Origin of the sequence: Paenibacillus vortex V453 (assembly GCF_000193415.1) — a bacterium.
GTDB lineage: Bacteria > Bacillota > Bacilli > Paenibacillales > Paenibacillaceae > Paenibacillus_AQ > Paenibacillus_AQ glucanolyticus.
The window spans coordinates 25,512-39,327 of the sequence record NZ_ADHJ01000025.1; the positions used below are offsets into that span (position 1 = coordinate 25,512).

Here is a 13,816-nt window from a genome sequence, read left to right on the forward strand (position 1 = left end):
AAAAGGCCAACCAGAGGATTCTAGCTAGCCTGATAATTCGAAAAAGCCGTCAATTTAGCGACTTCCAATGGAATATTTTTTTGTCCCTCGATAAAATTCTAGAGCCGCTTCAAGTGGATTGTTTAAGGTGGAGAAAGATTCGTCTTGCTGCTACAAAATTAAATGAATGATCTGTATTATAATATGTTAAAGTAGACCAAGTCCTTAATTTATATAGCGATCTTTGTTCGTACATCTATGGTTTATATTCAAAACAATATAGTGAGTTTTGAATTTTCATGAGAGGATTTATTTTTCAGGTTCTGTTATCTTAAGGGAGGTTAGAAATAGCTATGCCGAAAAAAAATAGGAACGTAACAGGTATTGTACTGGCCGTAATTTATTGTATTGTCCTTTTTGAGATTTTAATTGATGCCCCCCCTGGTGAAGCTCCAAATAATCCGCCTTGGGCATACGCAATAATTCCACTTGGAGTTGTTGTAATTACCTCTCTCTTTGATTATGTGATCAAATTCGATTTGTTCGATTTCTTCAAAAAAAAGAAATAGAAAAAAGAAAAGAATGACTAGACCTTATATGTTTTCCTTTATCCAAGAACGTAACTTATTAGCATAGAAAGCGCGTTCATCTGGATCCGACTGAGAACCCTTAGTCAGATAAAGTTGATCATTCACATATCTAGGGTAAACGTGGAGATGATAATGCCACACGTCTTGATTACCAGCAGGCTCATTGTGTTGCCTCGTAGAAATCCCATCACATCCATATGTACTTTTCATGGCAAACGCTGTAAGCTGAGCCGCGCGGTGAATTTCAACAGCGTAATCCGCCGGGAGCTCAAAGATGTTCTCGAAATGTTGATTAGGAACAATAAGAACATGTCCTTTGTTGTTTGGCCACCATTTGCTCGCTATAAATGCGGTTGCCTTTTCATTCTGATAGATGATATCCCATTGTTTTGTTCCCTGATTCGGTTGCTCGATACCCCACACACGACAAAATGGACATTCGTATCCCTCGGGCTTATGTGAAAATGATGCTGTCATCTTTCTCATTCAACTCCTTTCATATTTCTCCAATCAACTAATAGGCGCAGGAAAACTCTGTTCGTTGCGTTTTTCTGCCTTGTAAGTTGAACATTGTTTTTGCCAAATAGATCATTCCCTCTTTAGTAAAAATTTGAAGTCAATTTCAATAAAACTCCCCTTCTGGCCGGCTGCCGTCTTGGTTGAACTATCGTTTCCCGTGAGCGTAATCTACACAATTACAGCTCTATGAGCTTACGGCTCGAACCCAGTTGTTGCACAGATTCGTTGAATCTCCTCGACTGGAAATGGAGTAGCTCTGCTCTCCACAACGAGATTCGTGTAGAAATCATTCATCACTATGGCTATTGGAGCGTACCGCTTAATAATCCCCGCTGCCGATTCCATCATCTCTGGCGACTCGTCACCCTCAGCATATCGGCGTATGAGGTCTATACGTTCTGTCCGATTCATTGTACTGCCTAAGACCGTTACAAGCCAGTTAACGAACTCTGTCACCACATAACACCCATCATGGGCTTTGTTCAATTCGAGAAACTCAAATTCGCAATCGGACAACTCAAAGCGTGAAGATGTTGCAAGTCCGAAGTCCGAAATATAAACACGGTGTCCATCAGTTAAAACGTTCCTAAAGTGAACATCGAAATGTAGTAACCCATTCGCATTCATAAACGAGACAGCAGACCGCAGGTTGGAATCCACCATGGCAAACGCTGAGGTGGATGCAGCCTCTCCAATAGCAACCTGTTCGGTAAGCCAGTCATGCAGATTATGGGGAACGTACTCGCAGAACAGTACAACACTATCCACGGATTGCTCAATTGCCTCGATACGATCCCGCACTGCCTGGGAACCCCAAAACTCAACCATACGGGAAACATCGCTCAGTTCCTCAGAAATTGGCATACGTCGTTTCGGACTGTGTAACACCCGCCAGTGATACATTAACGGAAAGCTCTCACACTGTTTCGCCAGCACCCAGTTGGTGGTCATGGTATGGGCGGCGACTTCACGCCAAACGCCACTACCTGGCGAACCTATGCCATAGTGGCAAAACGGGGGGAGTTCGAATAGGTTTCCAGTGGACATAACATTCTGAGTGCGTCTTTCTAGTTCCGTAAGCGGTACTATTTTCACGAAGATGGACGTGTCTTCAAGTTGCAATAACGCCGTTGTACCACCGATGCCAGTAGCAAGAACCGTAGCATCTTCCACTCGCTCTCGAAGCCGTTCATCACTGAGCAACGCTAAGGCAGTAGATACGTTGGCATAACGGGCAAGTCGAGTTTCGTAAGACACATGAAGCTCTGTTTGGAATGATTTCATAAATAGATCACTATCCTTCCACTCGAATATAGTGAATTTACCTTTTGACTCCAAAAAAGTCCCAGCCACCAACCATGCATCCAGCCTAACATATACCCAGTTTAAGGTAAATGTTATTGGAACTACACTGCCCGTTAGCATAATGAATTAGAACAGTGAAAAGTAGTTAAATATTTATCTACTCGGTAATTGGAACTAGTTCTTGCCCTCGATTCGGGACAAGAACTTGTACCGATAAAACAAAAAAGCCGCTAAATTAGCGACTTTCTATGGATCTATTGTTCTTGTCCCTCGACAGGTAAAACGTCACTTATTTATTACCGAGTTGTTCCGCCAAACCGATTAAAAGTCCTTCATGTCCACGAATGTAGCAGAGCCGATACGAGTCCTCGTACTGAACCACTTCGCCAACGAGCTGAGCACCATGCTTAGTGAGTCTGGGTAACATTTCGTCAATGTCTTCCACGGTGAACATGACGCGCAGATAACCGAGGGCATTTACGGGAGCCGTTCGGTGATCTGATATAGTAGGTGGGGTAAGGAATCGCGAAAGTTCAAGTCGGCTGTGGCCATCTGGGGTAACCATCATAGCAATCTCTACACACTGTGAACCCAGCCCGGTTACGCGACCAGCCCATTCCCCTTCGACAGTAGCTCGCCCTTCGAGCTTTAAACCGATCTCCTCAAAGAAAGAGACTGCGTCATCAAGGGATTCTACAACGATGCCAACATTGTCCATTCTCAGTAATTTGTTTTTTTCCATAGTTTATCTCCTTATGTGTACAAATTTATTACCAGATCATCTTCATATTAATTCTACCAATAATCACTAGCTCCTTCCAAACGATTAACACCGAAATAAATATCCAGCTCCTTGAGTTTCAACACGTGTCCCTTCTAGTACAACTTCATTCGATATACCCCCGTCTCACCGAGAAAATCTTTTCGGGTCAACCCTGTTTCTCCAAGCAATATTCGATAATTCGTTATCGTACCATCATGTGAAATAATGAATATTTTTTTATATCTTTCCCCGATCCAATCGAATAACTGCTTAGCATATCCTTCAAAAATTTCTTGTTCGATCCTATTAATCCCTTCTTTCCAGCAATCCAAATTGAAATCAAGAATTCCAGCATCTGCATACAGATTTGTAATTTCAGTTTTAGAAAGGATAAGATCACATGCTAATAAAGGGAGTTCGGGGTTCTGAGGATACATTCTCGGACCAACAAGTGGAGAAATAATGAAGTCCATACCACTTTTTATAATAGTTGCCGTCTCAATTGTACGTTTAGTTGGACTTACCAGAACTAAATCATCAGGATCCATTTTAATTTCGTTTCGCAGCTGCGTTACTTGAAATTTGCCGTACTCTGTAAGACTTGGATGCAGAGTATTCAACCGATTTGGATAATCGTTGAGATGTTCTCCATGACCGTGCCGAATAAATATAAATTCCATTTTCCGCCCCCCATAACATCAAATCCAATATTAGGTATTCTATGCTTGTATGGAGCTATCCTGCCCTTTAGCTTATAGAGCGGCATGACCATTTCTGCAATTTTGCTGATCCCTGATATACCCCCTCCCGAAGAATTACTCAGCATAAGCTGTGCAATCCCTCTTCCATTCAAAGCTGAAAATGGGCCCTAACTAGTGGAAAATGAGGTGAATAAACAAGAGTTAAAATACAGTTGTACATGTTATACAGAACTTATGCAAAAGCCTGGACAGTTAAGTGAATGTGAATTATTTGATTATTGGAAGGTGATCTACCTGAGGAAATAGAGCAAAAGCAATACTGCACTTCTTGAGGCAGATGAAAGTGTACTTCTTTTTACTCAGTATGTAAAAATGGGAGAGTTATTACAACAACATTTAACTGAAAGATTTGATGTCCATGTTCTGTTCTTGAACGGTAGTACTTTACAGAAGGAACGGGCCAAGATGGTGGATGATTTTCAAAGCAAACAAACACCGATTTTTATTCTTCCCTTGAAAGCTGGAGGAACAGGTTTGAAACCTAACAGTAGCTAACCATGTTATACATTTTGATCGTTGGTGGAACCCCGCAGATGAGAATCAAGCCACCGACCGTGTACATCGCATAGAGGTCAAGAAAACATGGTACAAGTCCATAAACTCATTACTATGAATACATTAGAAGAAAAAATTGATAGCATCTTAAGTTATAAACAAGAATTGCTTGAATCCATGTTAACCTCTTCAAATGCAAACTCTATCTTTGATGAAGATAATGATAATTTATCTGAATGTACCAGCACCATACGCTTCATATTACGTGTCTATTTCTTTTTTCGACTTATTAATGTCCTGAAAATGATCCTGGATCTTTTTCAATCTTTCAAGGTGTGGTTTCAAGTTCCCTAGCATCAACGCTTTATAATTCTCCGTTAGATAAAACATGTGAGCCGCGTCGTTATCCTTAAACGACGTAACCGTCTTATTTAACTCATAGAGCTCCAACGCCAGCGAGCGCAAGGTTTCTCGAGTCTTGATGTCTATCGTTTTAGGATTAGACTTCCAATATGCATAGCTTATGTCATATAACGACCCCCGTATTCTCGCCTCACGCGCTAGAATAAACATGTCCAACTGCTCATCCGTTGTCATTGCAGTGTTATTAATAAAATGCTTAGGAACAGCATTGTTAAGGTAGGTATCGCTAAATTCAATGAATGTTGATAGTTGATCATCGATTTCTTCCGCTTGTATCTTCGCCTTATCGATCAATTGCCGTATCTTAGCAGGATCTTCATTTTCCATCGACTCGCTGATTGCCATTAAAGTGTCAGCAAGCGGCACCGTTTCAGAAGCGTGTTTGACTAAGTAGACAAATGCCGAATCGTTCTTCTGCTTATACAATGAATAGAGGTCATTGTATTTTTCAGATGATTGGTTTTCTAAATGTCTGTACATCGCAGCATTTATTAATATGATAATCATAAGTATTAGTGCGTAGATCTTTATGTGCTTGGGCAAAGTGTTCTTCCTCTTCTGAAAAATTAGTTATTAGCACTCTTGTTCTAATAACTCCGAAGTCGCCATTTTAATTATAATATATCAGTTATCCTGTCCTGCTATCGTACACATTAGGAGCTTTACTTTAGCATGAAATTAGTCAAGCATAAATGGATAAAATATTCCACTACACAATGATACGAGCATCCAGTCCCTCCATCTTGTCACCAGTGAAGTGGTCCATCAGGATACTCCTTCCAAAAAATATATTCCATCACAGAAGAAGGACTTAAAGAGCTAAAAAAATGGCTTGTGTCATCACCGGAAGCCCCTGAGATAAAAAAGCATTTTTGGTGCAGCTTGCATGGTCCGATATGTTCTACTGAACCTTTAAGTACAGCGAATGGAGACGATTCAAAGAGACAGATTTAAAGAAATGGCTATGGAAACGAACAAAGGCAATCATTTTAGATTGTATGAAAAAGTAAAGAAGTAGCCGAAGGAGTGGCTTCTGAGATAGAAAGAAAGGCGAGATCGAACAATACCGAAAAATTCTTGATAAGGGCCACCTAATAGTCAACCAGACTGATAGGATACTAAAATCCTTGCATCTTCAGGGCAGTTGAATCTCATCCGAAGGGCAAATTCACTCAGGCATCTCGTTTACGGTAAAATACAATAGCTGCTGTAACAAAAATCAGTGTCCATAACATTGAAATACCTGTCCCTTGCATGGGTGTGAGGACATTTATTTCATCAGAGGAAAGCGGCATATACATATAGTATCCTGCCGTATCCGGAAAGTATTTTTTAATACTAGGTAGAAAATCTCTCGTCAATGGACTGACAATGAAATAATAGCCAAGCAGTACCACTAAAGCAGGAGTCGTTCGTCTTATTAGAGCACCTATAGCTGCACTAAGAAGTGTGGTTAATGTTAGATAGCCTGTTGCACCCGCTAATGCTTTTATCATTGTGTCTGTTTCAATCCATGCTGCTGTGTCTCTCATCATCATAAAAGTATATAGTACACCGGATGCAGCAATAATAAAGGCCGCGGGAACGGTTATGATTGCCAATGCCAAATGCTTCATGGATAATTGAATCCCACGCCAAGGTATCGTAGCTAACGTAGTTCGAATCTGTCCACCGGTATACTCCGAACAAGTAGCTATTATCCCAAGAATAATGAATCCTGCTTGGAGATATCCCATAGAAGCAAGTCCTATATTCAGTATACTTTGCGTACCTGCTGCCCCTTGTAGACCAACAGAAGTAAATGCTGCGGCTAAAACTAAATTAACAATGAATGTACCCATAAGAGTGCGCCATATCAATGGTAATGTAACTAATTTATCCAGTTCAGCACGAAGGATTTGTGTTATCTTTCTACTAGAAGAGACAATCATGATGCAACGTCCCTCCTATGGAATACAATAGCTGCAGCAATGAAAAAAAAAGGCTACCCAAGCAAACATGACTAAACCGCCTGTGAATGGGGTGTGAAATCTGTCGAGAATGGCGTTAGATCTGTCGTCAAAAAACATAAACATTTCAAGACCAGCCCTATCTGGTAAGTAAAACGCCAGCTTTGTAACCTTAGATAGCAGGACACTAAATGATACAAGAGATGAATTTATCATGAGCACAGCAAGCGGAATAGTTCCATTCTTCGTAAGAACAGTAATCCCAAATGCCAGAAGAGCAGTAAATGTCCAGTAACAAATTGCACCGAGCAGTTTGGACCCTTCAAATGCAGGGGTGTATTCACCAAGAACAAGATGCGTGGCTGACAAAGTGGTCATCATAGCAACAACACTAAGCAGTATGCGTGGTTACGGTCACAGCGCCTGCCTTGGCCAGCAAAAAATGAAGCCTTCGATGAAACAACCGTTAAACTTGTTGTAATCTGTTGTCCTCCGCCAGATTCACTGCTCTCTGTCAAATACTCGCTGCTGACAGCAAGCACACCAAGAATGATGACACCTTGTACACCAAGAGCTAATCCAATATAGCCAACTTCCGATAGCCGTGTGCTAACTCCAGCTATAATCTCCTCTTTTTGTGCTGTACTGTCCAAGGCAGCAATGACCGCTGGGGCAATTGCTCCAATAAGAAAGGCAAGCCAAATACCCGGCAGGGAGAACAATTTAGATAGTTCCGCGTTGAATGCTCTCATACAACATCACCTGCATTTTCAGATGTCAGGGCAAAAAAGGCTTCCTCCAGCGTGGAATGGTTACCTATTACTTCTTCCAATGTTCCATCTGCAACGATTGTTCCATGCTTAATAATCACCACATCATCAACCGTCTCTGCAAGCTCCCCCATTAGATGACTGGATAGTAACACCGTATTTCCAGACTCAGCACGTTCACGTAAAAATGTCCGAATCCACCGAATTCCTTCCGGGTCGAGCCCGTTTACGGGTTCATCTAAAATCAATATTTTGGGATCACCAAGCAGTGCAGCTGCCATTCCAAGTCTTCTCCCCATACCAAGGGAGTAACTCCCAACTCTTTTTCCAGCTGCATTCGTAAGACCTACGATTTCCAGAACTTCCTCAACACGTGAGCGAGTCAAGCCTGCGGCACGAGCAATCCAACGCAAATGTGCCCGTCCTGTACGCATACGATGAGCTCCAAATCCATCAAGTGCGGCACCTACGGTTTCTAGAGGATTATGTAATTCTGCGAATGGCTTTCCATTAATTAGTGCACTTCCTGAGGTGGCACGATCTAATCCAAGCAGGATGCGAAGTGTAGAACTTTTACCTGCCCCATTCGGACCTAAAAAACCAGTTACTCTGCCGGGTCTAGCTTTAAAACTGATACCTGATAAGATTTCTTGACTTCCGCGATGTTTGACTAAGTTATGAATGGTAAGCAACCATAACACTTCCTTTCTGTTATGGTTCTCATTATAAAGAATCAAAGTTACATCTCGGTTATCATGCTGTTTACTTCTGGGTTAACTTTAGTTTAAGCTCTACCAATAGCTACTTTGGTCCCATTTTCATTGGATGTAAAATCAGCTTTCAGCTTCATTTTTTGCAGCATATAATTTGAAGTCGACAAGCCAATCCCTGCTCCACGCTCATAGGAAGAGTTATCCATACCTGGACCTCGGTCAGCAACAATGATCCGTTCTTTCTCTACATCCACCACAATGTTTACATATTTCCCCTCTGCTGCATGGCGAAGAATATTCTGAAATAAATTATCCAGAACCCGTGTCATCCACTTAGGATCTGCTTCCCAATAAAAAGTCTCCTCTGCCGGTAAATCAACATCGATCTGCATTTCTTTCTCTTCAAATACAGGATACCACGCAGCAACAGATGCTCTTACTAAACGTCCAATATCTGTTGAAGTTGGTTCAAAAGGATGTTTCCCTGATGTAAGCAATGTATAGGAAAGCAAATCATCCATTAGATCTCCGACTCTTGTAATCGTATGGTTCATCTCTGTTAATGAATTTTGTCCTTCTAAACTCATGGATTCTTTATTTAATCTGGCAATGTGTCCTCGCAAAATGGTAAGTGGCGTTCGCAAGTCGTGAGACAAATTCGCAATGAGTCGATGTCTTAACAATTCCTCTTCATATTCCCGCTTGCGACTGTCTTCAAGCTGCTGAATCATCCAATTAAAAGAACTTCCCAACTGGTCTATTTCATCCATACGATCACTTTGAACAGAAATTGGTTTAGGAAATGAATGATGATTAGCTGAAAATGACATGATTTCCTGTAAACCGCTAAGACGTTTACGAAGTCTCAAGAAGAAAATCCAAGATAATACAACAAATGTGACAATAATAAAACCAAACAATAGTAGTACAACGTAAAATAGATTTAACGTACTCAGAACTTCTCCATTAATAGAAGACCCAACGAACGCAGAGAAGAAAATAAGCACAAGAGGAGGAAAAAAGATAAATAGAAAATGTCCTTTTAAAAAACGATGAAATAATGATCTTCTTTGTTTCATAGCTTCACCCGATAACCTATTCCTTTCAACGTTTCAATAATCTCTGGGGAATCTGGATGACGTTCCAACTTTTGACGCAGTCGATGGATATGCACCATTAATGTTTTATCACCAGTTATATATGTTTCTTCCCAAATGGCTTCATAAATTTGTTCTTTTGGTAAAACTTGATTAGGGTGGCGTATGAAGTACATTAAAATTTGATGTTGTTTCCCTGTCAGTATAATTTCTTCTCCTGTGCGCTTGTCATATACCATTTGGACTTCTGGATCTACTTCAATCTGATTTCCTAATAAAATGCGTTCGGAATGTGTTCCACCACTTCGACGAATTAACACTTCTAATCTTGCTACTAATTCATCCGTATGGAATGGTTTCGTTACATAGTCATCAGCAAATTGTAAACCATCTACCTTATCATTTATCGATGTTCGAGCAGATAACAGCAAAATAGGAACAGCAGGAGCTGCCTTTTTTAATCGTTTTCCCACTGTAAATCCGTCTAAACCAGGTAACATGATATCCAAAATAACGACTTCATGCTGATTTACTTCTTTTTCGGCTCCTTCACCAGAAAGCAGCCACTGAACTGAGAATCCTCGCTGTTCCAATTCTTCTTTTACCCAGCTGCCTATTTTCTCATTATCTTCAATATATAATACGTTTCTTTTCAAGTAACATCCCTCTCTCTATATGGAGTTCACTATTAGACAGATTAACCACAAACTAAAAAATGGGCAACAAAATGAGTTGGCGATGTTACGAGCATTGATTAATCTAATCGGCAGCCTCCTTGTCTTCATTACTAACGTTAATTCATTCGCTAACTTTTGCAGCATCTTTAATATAGCTCTTCGCTTCGGTTCGGTTATCTTCGGTCTTATCCTCGACTCGGGACAAGAACCTATACCTACAAAACAAAAAGCCGCTAAATTAGCGACTTTCAATGGGACCATGTTCTTGATTTCTTGAAGGTCCTCTATTCAATTGATAGATTCACTTTGGTGAGATAGTACCTTCAAACGTTCCATCACAGAGTATCCCGCTTATTTAAGCAATGTAAGAGTCACCTCAATCGTATTATTTATAAATGAGCGCTCCGGACGGGATTTTAACATGACGGTCAGCCCAATTAACGAAACGATGAGCGCTTGTGATAAAGCTTTCGCGTCTGTGCCACTCGCAAGCTCGCCAGATTGGATGCCTCGCTCAATGGTTTCTTGAAATATGACCGCCAGGTACATCTGATGCTCCCTTGTCAGAATTTCAAATTTCTCATCATGTGGCGCAAGCTCAACCATCGTATTGATGCAAAAGCATCCGCGGCTGCGCCTTACGGAATATTCCTCCTCAACCAGGTTCTCAAAAAAAAGCTCGAAACGCCTCCCTGACGGATGGCTGGTTTTGAAGTCTGCTTCGCGCCTCGGAAGCATGCGTCATCGTGTATTTGCGCAGAGCGGTTTCGAACAGTTCTTTCTTGTCTCCAAAGGCTGAGTATATACTGGGCCGCTGAATGCCCATTCTGGAAGTCAAATCGCTTAATGAGGTAGCCTCATATCCCTTCTCCCAAAATAACTGCATCGCGGCATCTAATACTTTCTCTTCATCAAATTCGCGGACTCTTCCCATAATCGGTTCACCTCTCGTTAGATTTTTGTAGATGCTCTATGATCACAGCTGTATACAAACAGCTTCATTTCATTACCAATCAGTATAATTAATTTTATGATGAACGGCTGTGGTTGTCAAATACAGATTCCCTTATATAATCCGGTTGAATATCAATTCATTACGTATACTCTTATCGTTCAAATATACGTGTTGACTTGAATTGTAATTGTGATGTATATTTATTTGACCATTTAACATACCGAACAGTACATAATAATCGAAAGGGTTGAATGAACCAAAATGGAAGATATGACAGAAGAAAAAGTGGTCCATGTCCCGCAGGTGACGGTAACCTCGACTGAATCCGGGTCCGTTGATCGTACACCTCTAACTCGATACGTGACATTGTTGTTTGCGGTTGCTTGCGGAATGTCAGTTGCCAATATCTACTTCGCACAGCCGCTGCTCGATGAGCTGTCTAACGAGTTCAACATGGACTATTCCATCATCGGAATTCTTATTACCGTCACTCAGGTCTTCTATGCATTGGGATTGCTGCTGCTAGTGCCTCTGGGCGATTTGCTGAACCAGCGCCGATTGATTATCGCTCAGATGGCAATCTCCATAATGGCTCTGGTTATCGTTGGTACTGCTTCCTCCGGAACGATGCTCTTTGCGGGTTTGGCATTGGTCGGATTGCTTGCCGTTGTAACGCAGACGATTGTAGCGTTCGCGGCGACCACAGCTGCACCTGCTGAACGAGGGCGTGTCGTTGGTATGGTAACCAGCGGAGTTGTGATTGGGATCCTTCTCGCGCGAACCATTTCAGGAATTTTGAAGGATCTAGCAGGATGGCGTTCGGTTTATCTGGTTTCTGCCGCGTTGATGCTGCTCATGGTTTACGCATTATATAAGGTGATGCCAGATGGTGAGCGTAAGGTAAAGACTGTTCCCTATTCTCAACTGCTTAAGTCGGTACTGATGCTGTTCCTGCAAGAACGGCTATTACGTATCCGCGCTGTTTTGGCTATGTTGATTTTTACCGCTTTCAGCATTTTGTGGACGCCATTAGTACTGCCTCTTAGCTCGCCGCCACTATCCCTTTCGCACTCTGCCATCGGGGCGTTTGGTCTCGTGGGTGTCGTGGGTGCATTGGCTGCAGCAAAGGCTGGTAAGCTAGCCGATCGTGGTTATGGACAGAGAACGACAGGAATTGCATTGTTTCTGTTATTACTATCTTGGCTGCCAATCAGCTACACGGAGCAATCCCTGTTTGCCTTAGTCATTGGTATTGTTCTGCTGGACTTGGCGGTGCAGGCCGTGCATGTTACGAATCAGAGTATGATTTTTGCATTGCGCCCGCAGGCGCGCAGTCGCATGGTTGCCGGGTATATGATTTTTTATTCCATCGGAAGTGCTGCTGGTTCCATTGCTTCGACCCATATTTATGGACAGTATGGTTGGCATGGAGTTTGCGTGCTTGGGGCTTCCGTCAGCGCTTTTGCTCTTATATTCTGGGTTATAACCAAAGGTGGCAAAGGCGCCTAACCCAAGTGTCCTATGTGTAGAATAAGATGCCCGTTTCCCTGTCGGATCACGGTAATGTCCGTATTCTTTTGATGAGTTCTAAACAATGTACTAAAGAAATTGATTACCATTAGTACACTAGTATAAGGGTTTTCATTATGCATAAATTGTACAAGTCTTTGTCCTTGATTCACGACAAAACTTCTATAGATAAAACAAAACACTACATTGAGGTGATCTCCCATCCTTTAAATACGAAGTCATATACGCAAATTTTACAAATCACTGGCACTTAGACACACCTCATGTAAAATGTAGTTATTTTGTTAGCAAAAAAACCTTAGAGAATGCTGCAATGTACATATCTCTAAGGTTTTTCTCTTTTTGTGGTGCTTTTATTGCGCAATCTATTAAATCTATTATTTTTCAGTAGCTTCACCATTCAGGTCATGGTGTAGTTCTGTGGCCGGGATGAGGGGCTCGTATATTTGTCCTTTTGGAACAGGATTGGAAATATACACGAAGTTTCCGGTACCATCGGGTGCACTCCCTTTGGCCCACAAACCCTCACCTGATTCAGTTCCCTCCGAGAGATTCCAGAATTCATAAGCTTCTGGCTGGGATTCCAGTTCTGCCTCAGGTGGGAATGAAGCCGGTACAACGACTCCGTTCTTTTCCTCCAGTTCTTGGATCGCGGCCATCCATTGATATTGGTGGTAACGGTCACGTGCCAACATTTTACGGAGAGTCGCACGAACACCTTCGTCGGTAGTCATATGATAGAGTCTTGCCACTTGAAGTCGACCCTGACTTTCGGCATGCAGATTGGATCGCATGTCTGCCAGAAGGTTACCACTCGCCACGATGTATGAACCGTTCCAGGGTACTCCGTTAGAGTTAGTAGGTAACCCTCCCAGACCGCTTACAAGTAAGTGTTGGGGATTGATGCCACCCATAATTGCAGCTGTAACCGGATCTTCAGCTGCTTTTTGTTGCTCAGCAGGTGTTGCCCCATCCAGCAGCTGGCTAATCAATGCGCAGAGCATTTCAACATGGCCGATCTCTTCAGTACCAATATCCATGAGCATATCTTTGTATTTTTCTTCGCCCCGACAATTAAATCCTTGAAATAGATACTGCATCATAACGGTCATTTCCCCGAATTGTCCACCTAGTACCTCTTGGACTTGGCGTGCAAAAGCGGGATCCGGGCGATCTACTTTTACCTCGAATTGTAACTCTTTCTGATGTCGAAACATATGAATCCCTCCATTATGGGTAGTTGATCAATTCAAAATGTATATAACCTGCTCAAATGATTTTAAACAAAAG

At 41.9% G+C, this 13,816-nt stretch carries 14 protein-coding genes and 2 pseudogenes; 3 read left to right on the forward strand and 13 right to left on the reverse strand.

Annotated elements, in window-relative coordinates; all coding sequences use genetic code 11:
* Positions 1 to 332: 332 nt before the first annotated feature.
* Positions 333 to 548, forward strand: a complete 216-nt coding sequence (locus tag PVOR_RS15050) for a hypothetical protein (RefSeq protein ID WP_006210165.1) — start codon at positions 333 to 335, stop codon at positions 546 to 548.
* 24 nt (positions 549 to 572) lie between these two features.
* Here the strand turns inward: PVOR_RS15050 and PVOR_RS15055 are convergent, their stop codons facing one another.
* The 4 genes from PVOR_RS15055 to PVOR_RS15070 all read right to left on the reverse strand — a co-directional run bounded on the left by PVOR_RS15055 (position 573) and on the right by PVOR_RS15070 (position 3,836).
* A complete protein-coding gene (locus PVOR_RS15055) occupies positions 573 to 1,046 on the reverse strand; it encodes an HIT family protein (RefSeq protein ID WP_006210166.1) in 474 nt (157 codons plus the stop codon).
* 234 nt (positions 1,047 to 1,280) lie between these two features.
* Positions 1,281 to 2,426: a protein kinase gene (locus PVOR_RS15060; protein WP_234972923.1), complete on the reverse strand. Its 1,146-nt coding sequence runs from the start codon at positions 2,424 to 2,426 to the stop codon at positions 1,281 to 1,283.
* A 256-nt stretch (positions 2,427 to 2,682) separates the two neighbouring features.
* Positions 2,683 to 3,135: a VOC family protein gene (locus tag PVOR_RS15065; RefSeq protein ID WP_006210168.1), complete on the reverse strand. Its 453-nt coding sequence runs from the start codon at positions 3,133 to 3,135 to the stop codon at positions 2,683 to 2,685.
* Positions 3,136 to 3,269: 134 nt separating this feature from the next.
* Positions 3,270 to 3,836, reverse strand: coding sequence for a phosphoglycerate mutase family protein (locus PVOR_RS15070; RefSeq protein ID WP_006210169.1), 567 nt, complete (start codon positions 3,834 to 3,836; stop codon positions 3,270 to 3,272).
* 351 nt (positions 3,837 to 4,187) lie between these two features.
* On the opposite strand from PVOR_RS15070, the pseudogene PVOR_RS29675 reads away from it, so the two are divergent.
* Positions 4,188 to 4,607: pseudogene (locus tag PVOR_RS29675) on the forward strand (DEAD/DEAH box helicase); the annotation flags it as partial.
* Between the two features lie 66 nt (positions 4,608 to 4,673).
* On the opposite strand, the gene PVOR_RS15075 reads toward PVOR_RS29675, so the two are convergent.
* From PVOR_RS15075 to PVOR_RS15110, 8 genes and pseudogenes are all read right to left on the reverse strand, one after another.
* Positions 4,674 to 5,342: a hypothetical protein gene (locus PVOR_RS15075; protein ID WP_234972925.1), complete on the reverse strand. Its 669-nt coding sequence runs from the start codon at positions 5,340 to 5,342 to the stop codon at positions 4,674 to 4,676.
* Between the two features lie 665 nt (positions 5,343 to 6,007).
* Complete coding sequence (locus tag PVOR_RS15080; RefSeq protein WP_006210171.1) at positions 6,008 to 6,766, reverse strand: ABC transporter permease; 759 nt, start codon at positions 6,764 to 6,766, stop codon at positions 6,008 to 6,010.
* 15 nt (positions 6,767 to 6,781) lie between these two features.
* A complete protein-coding gene (locus PVOR_RS31785; protein ID WP_234972932.1) occupies positions 6,782 to 7,165 on the reverse strand; it encodes a hypothetical protein in 384 nt (127 codons plus the stop codon).
* Entirely contained in the window at positions 7,162 to 7,536 is a 375-nt protein-coding gene (locus tag PVOR_RS31790) for a hypothetical protein (RefSeq protein ID WP_234972934.1), read from the reverse strand. The genes PVOR_RS31785 and PVOR_RS31790 overlap by 4 nt, the downstream gene beginning before the upstream one ends.
* A complete protein-coding gene (locus PVOR_RS15090; protein WP_040680664.1) occupies positions 7,533 to 8,246 on the reverse strand; it encodes an ABC transporter ATP-binding protein in 714 nt (237 codons plus the stop codon). Before PVOR_RS15090 ends, PVOR_RS31790 begins: the two co-directional genes overlap by 4 nt.
* A gap of 92 nt (positions 8,247 to 8,338) precedes the next feature.
* On the reverse strand, positions 8,339 to 9,346 hold the full coding sequence (locus tag PVOR_RS15095; RefSeq protein ID WP_040680665.1) for a sensor histidine kinase: 1,008 nt from the start codon (positions 9,344 to 9,346) through the stop codon (positions 8,339 to 8,341).
* Positions 9,343 to 10,020, reverse strand: coding sequence for a response regulator transcription factor (locus PVOR_RS15100; protein WP_006210175.1), 678 nt, complete (start codon positions 10,018 to 10,020; stop codon positions 9,343 to 9,345). The genes PVOR_RS15095 and PVOR_RS15100 overlap by 4 nt, the downstream gene beginning before the upstream one ends.
* Positions 10,021 to 10,392: 372 nt before the next feature.
* A pseudogene (locus tag PVOR_RS15110) lies at positions 10,393 to 10,975 on the reverse strand (TetR/AcrR family transcriptional regulator).
* Between the two features lie 282 nt (positions 10,976 to 11,257).
* On the opposite strand from PVOR_RS15110, the gene PVOR_RS15115 reads away from it, so the two are divergent.
* Positions 11,258 to 12,505 carry an MFS transporter gene (locus PVOR_RS15115; protein WP_006210177.1) on the forward strand — a complete coding sequence of 416 codons (1,248 nt, stop codon included), beginning with the start codon at positions 11,258 to 11,260 and terminating at the stop codon, positions 12,503 to 12,505.
* Between the two features lie 398 nt (positions 12,506 to 12,903).
* On the opposite strand, the gene PVOR_RS15120 is transcribed toward PVOR_RS15115, so the two are convergent.
* Positions 12,904 to 13,743 carry a manganese catalase family protein gene (locus PVOR_RS15120; protein WP_006210178.1) on the reverse strand — a complete coding sequence of 280 codons (840 nt, stop codon included), beginning with the start codon at positions 13,741 to 13,743 and terminating at the stop codon, positions 12,904 to 12,906.
* Between the last annotated feature and the right edge of the window lie 73 nt (positions 13,744 to 13,816).

What these genes read in the sequence shown, in the direction of transcription:
- PVOR_RS15050 (WP_006210165.1), top strand. Translation starts at nt 333, where the DNA reads ATGCCGAAAAAAAATAGGAACGTAACAGGTATTGTACTGGCCGTAATT.
- PVOR_RS15055 (WP_006210166.1), bottom strand. Translation starts at nt 1,046, where the DNA reads ATGACAGCATCATTTTCACATAAGCCCGAGGGATACGAATGTCCATTT.
- PVOR_RS15065 (WP_006210168.1), bottom strand. Translation starts at nt 3,135, where the DNA reads ATGGAAAAAAACAAATTACTGAGAATGGACAATGTTGGCATCGTTGTA.
- PVOR_RS15070 (WP_006210169.1), bottom strand. Translation starts at nt 3,836, where the DNA reads ATGGAATTTATATTTATTCGGCACGGTCATGGAGAACATCTCAACGAT.
- PVOR_RS15075 (WP_234972925.1), bottom strand. Translation starts at nt 5,342, where the DNA reads ATGATTATCATATTAATAAATGCTGCGATGTACAGACATTTAGAAAAC.
- PVOR_RS15080 (WP_006210171.1), bottom strand. Translation starts at nt 6,766, where the DNA reads ATGATTGTCTCTTCTAGTAGAAAGATAACACAAATCCTTCGTGCTGAA.
- PVOR_RS31785 (WP_234972932.1), bottom strand. Translation starts at nt 7,165, where the DNA reads ATGATGACCACTTTGTCAGCCACGCATCTTGTTCTTGGTGAATACACC.
- PVOR_RS31790 (WP_234972934.1), bottom strand. Translation starts at nt 7,536, where the DNA reads ATGAGAGCATTCAACGCGGAACTATCTAAATTGTTCTCCCTGCCGGGT.
- PVOR_RS15095 (WP_040680665.1), bottom strand. Translation starts at nt 9,346, where the DNA reads ATGAAACAAAGAAGATCATTATTTCATCGTTTTTTAAAAGGACATTTT.
- PVOR_RS15115 (WP_006210177.1), top strand. Translation starts at nt 11,258, where the DNA reads ATGGAAGATATGACAGAAGAAAAAGTGGTCCATGTCCCGCAGGTGACG.
- PVOR_RS15120 (WP_006210178.1), bottom strand. Translation starts at nt 13,743, where the DNA reads ATGTTTCGACATCAGAAAGAGTTACAATTCGAGGTAAAAGTAGATCGC.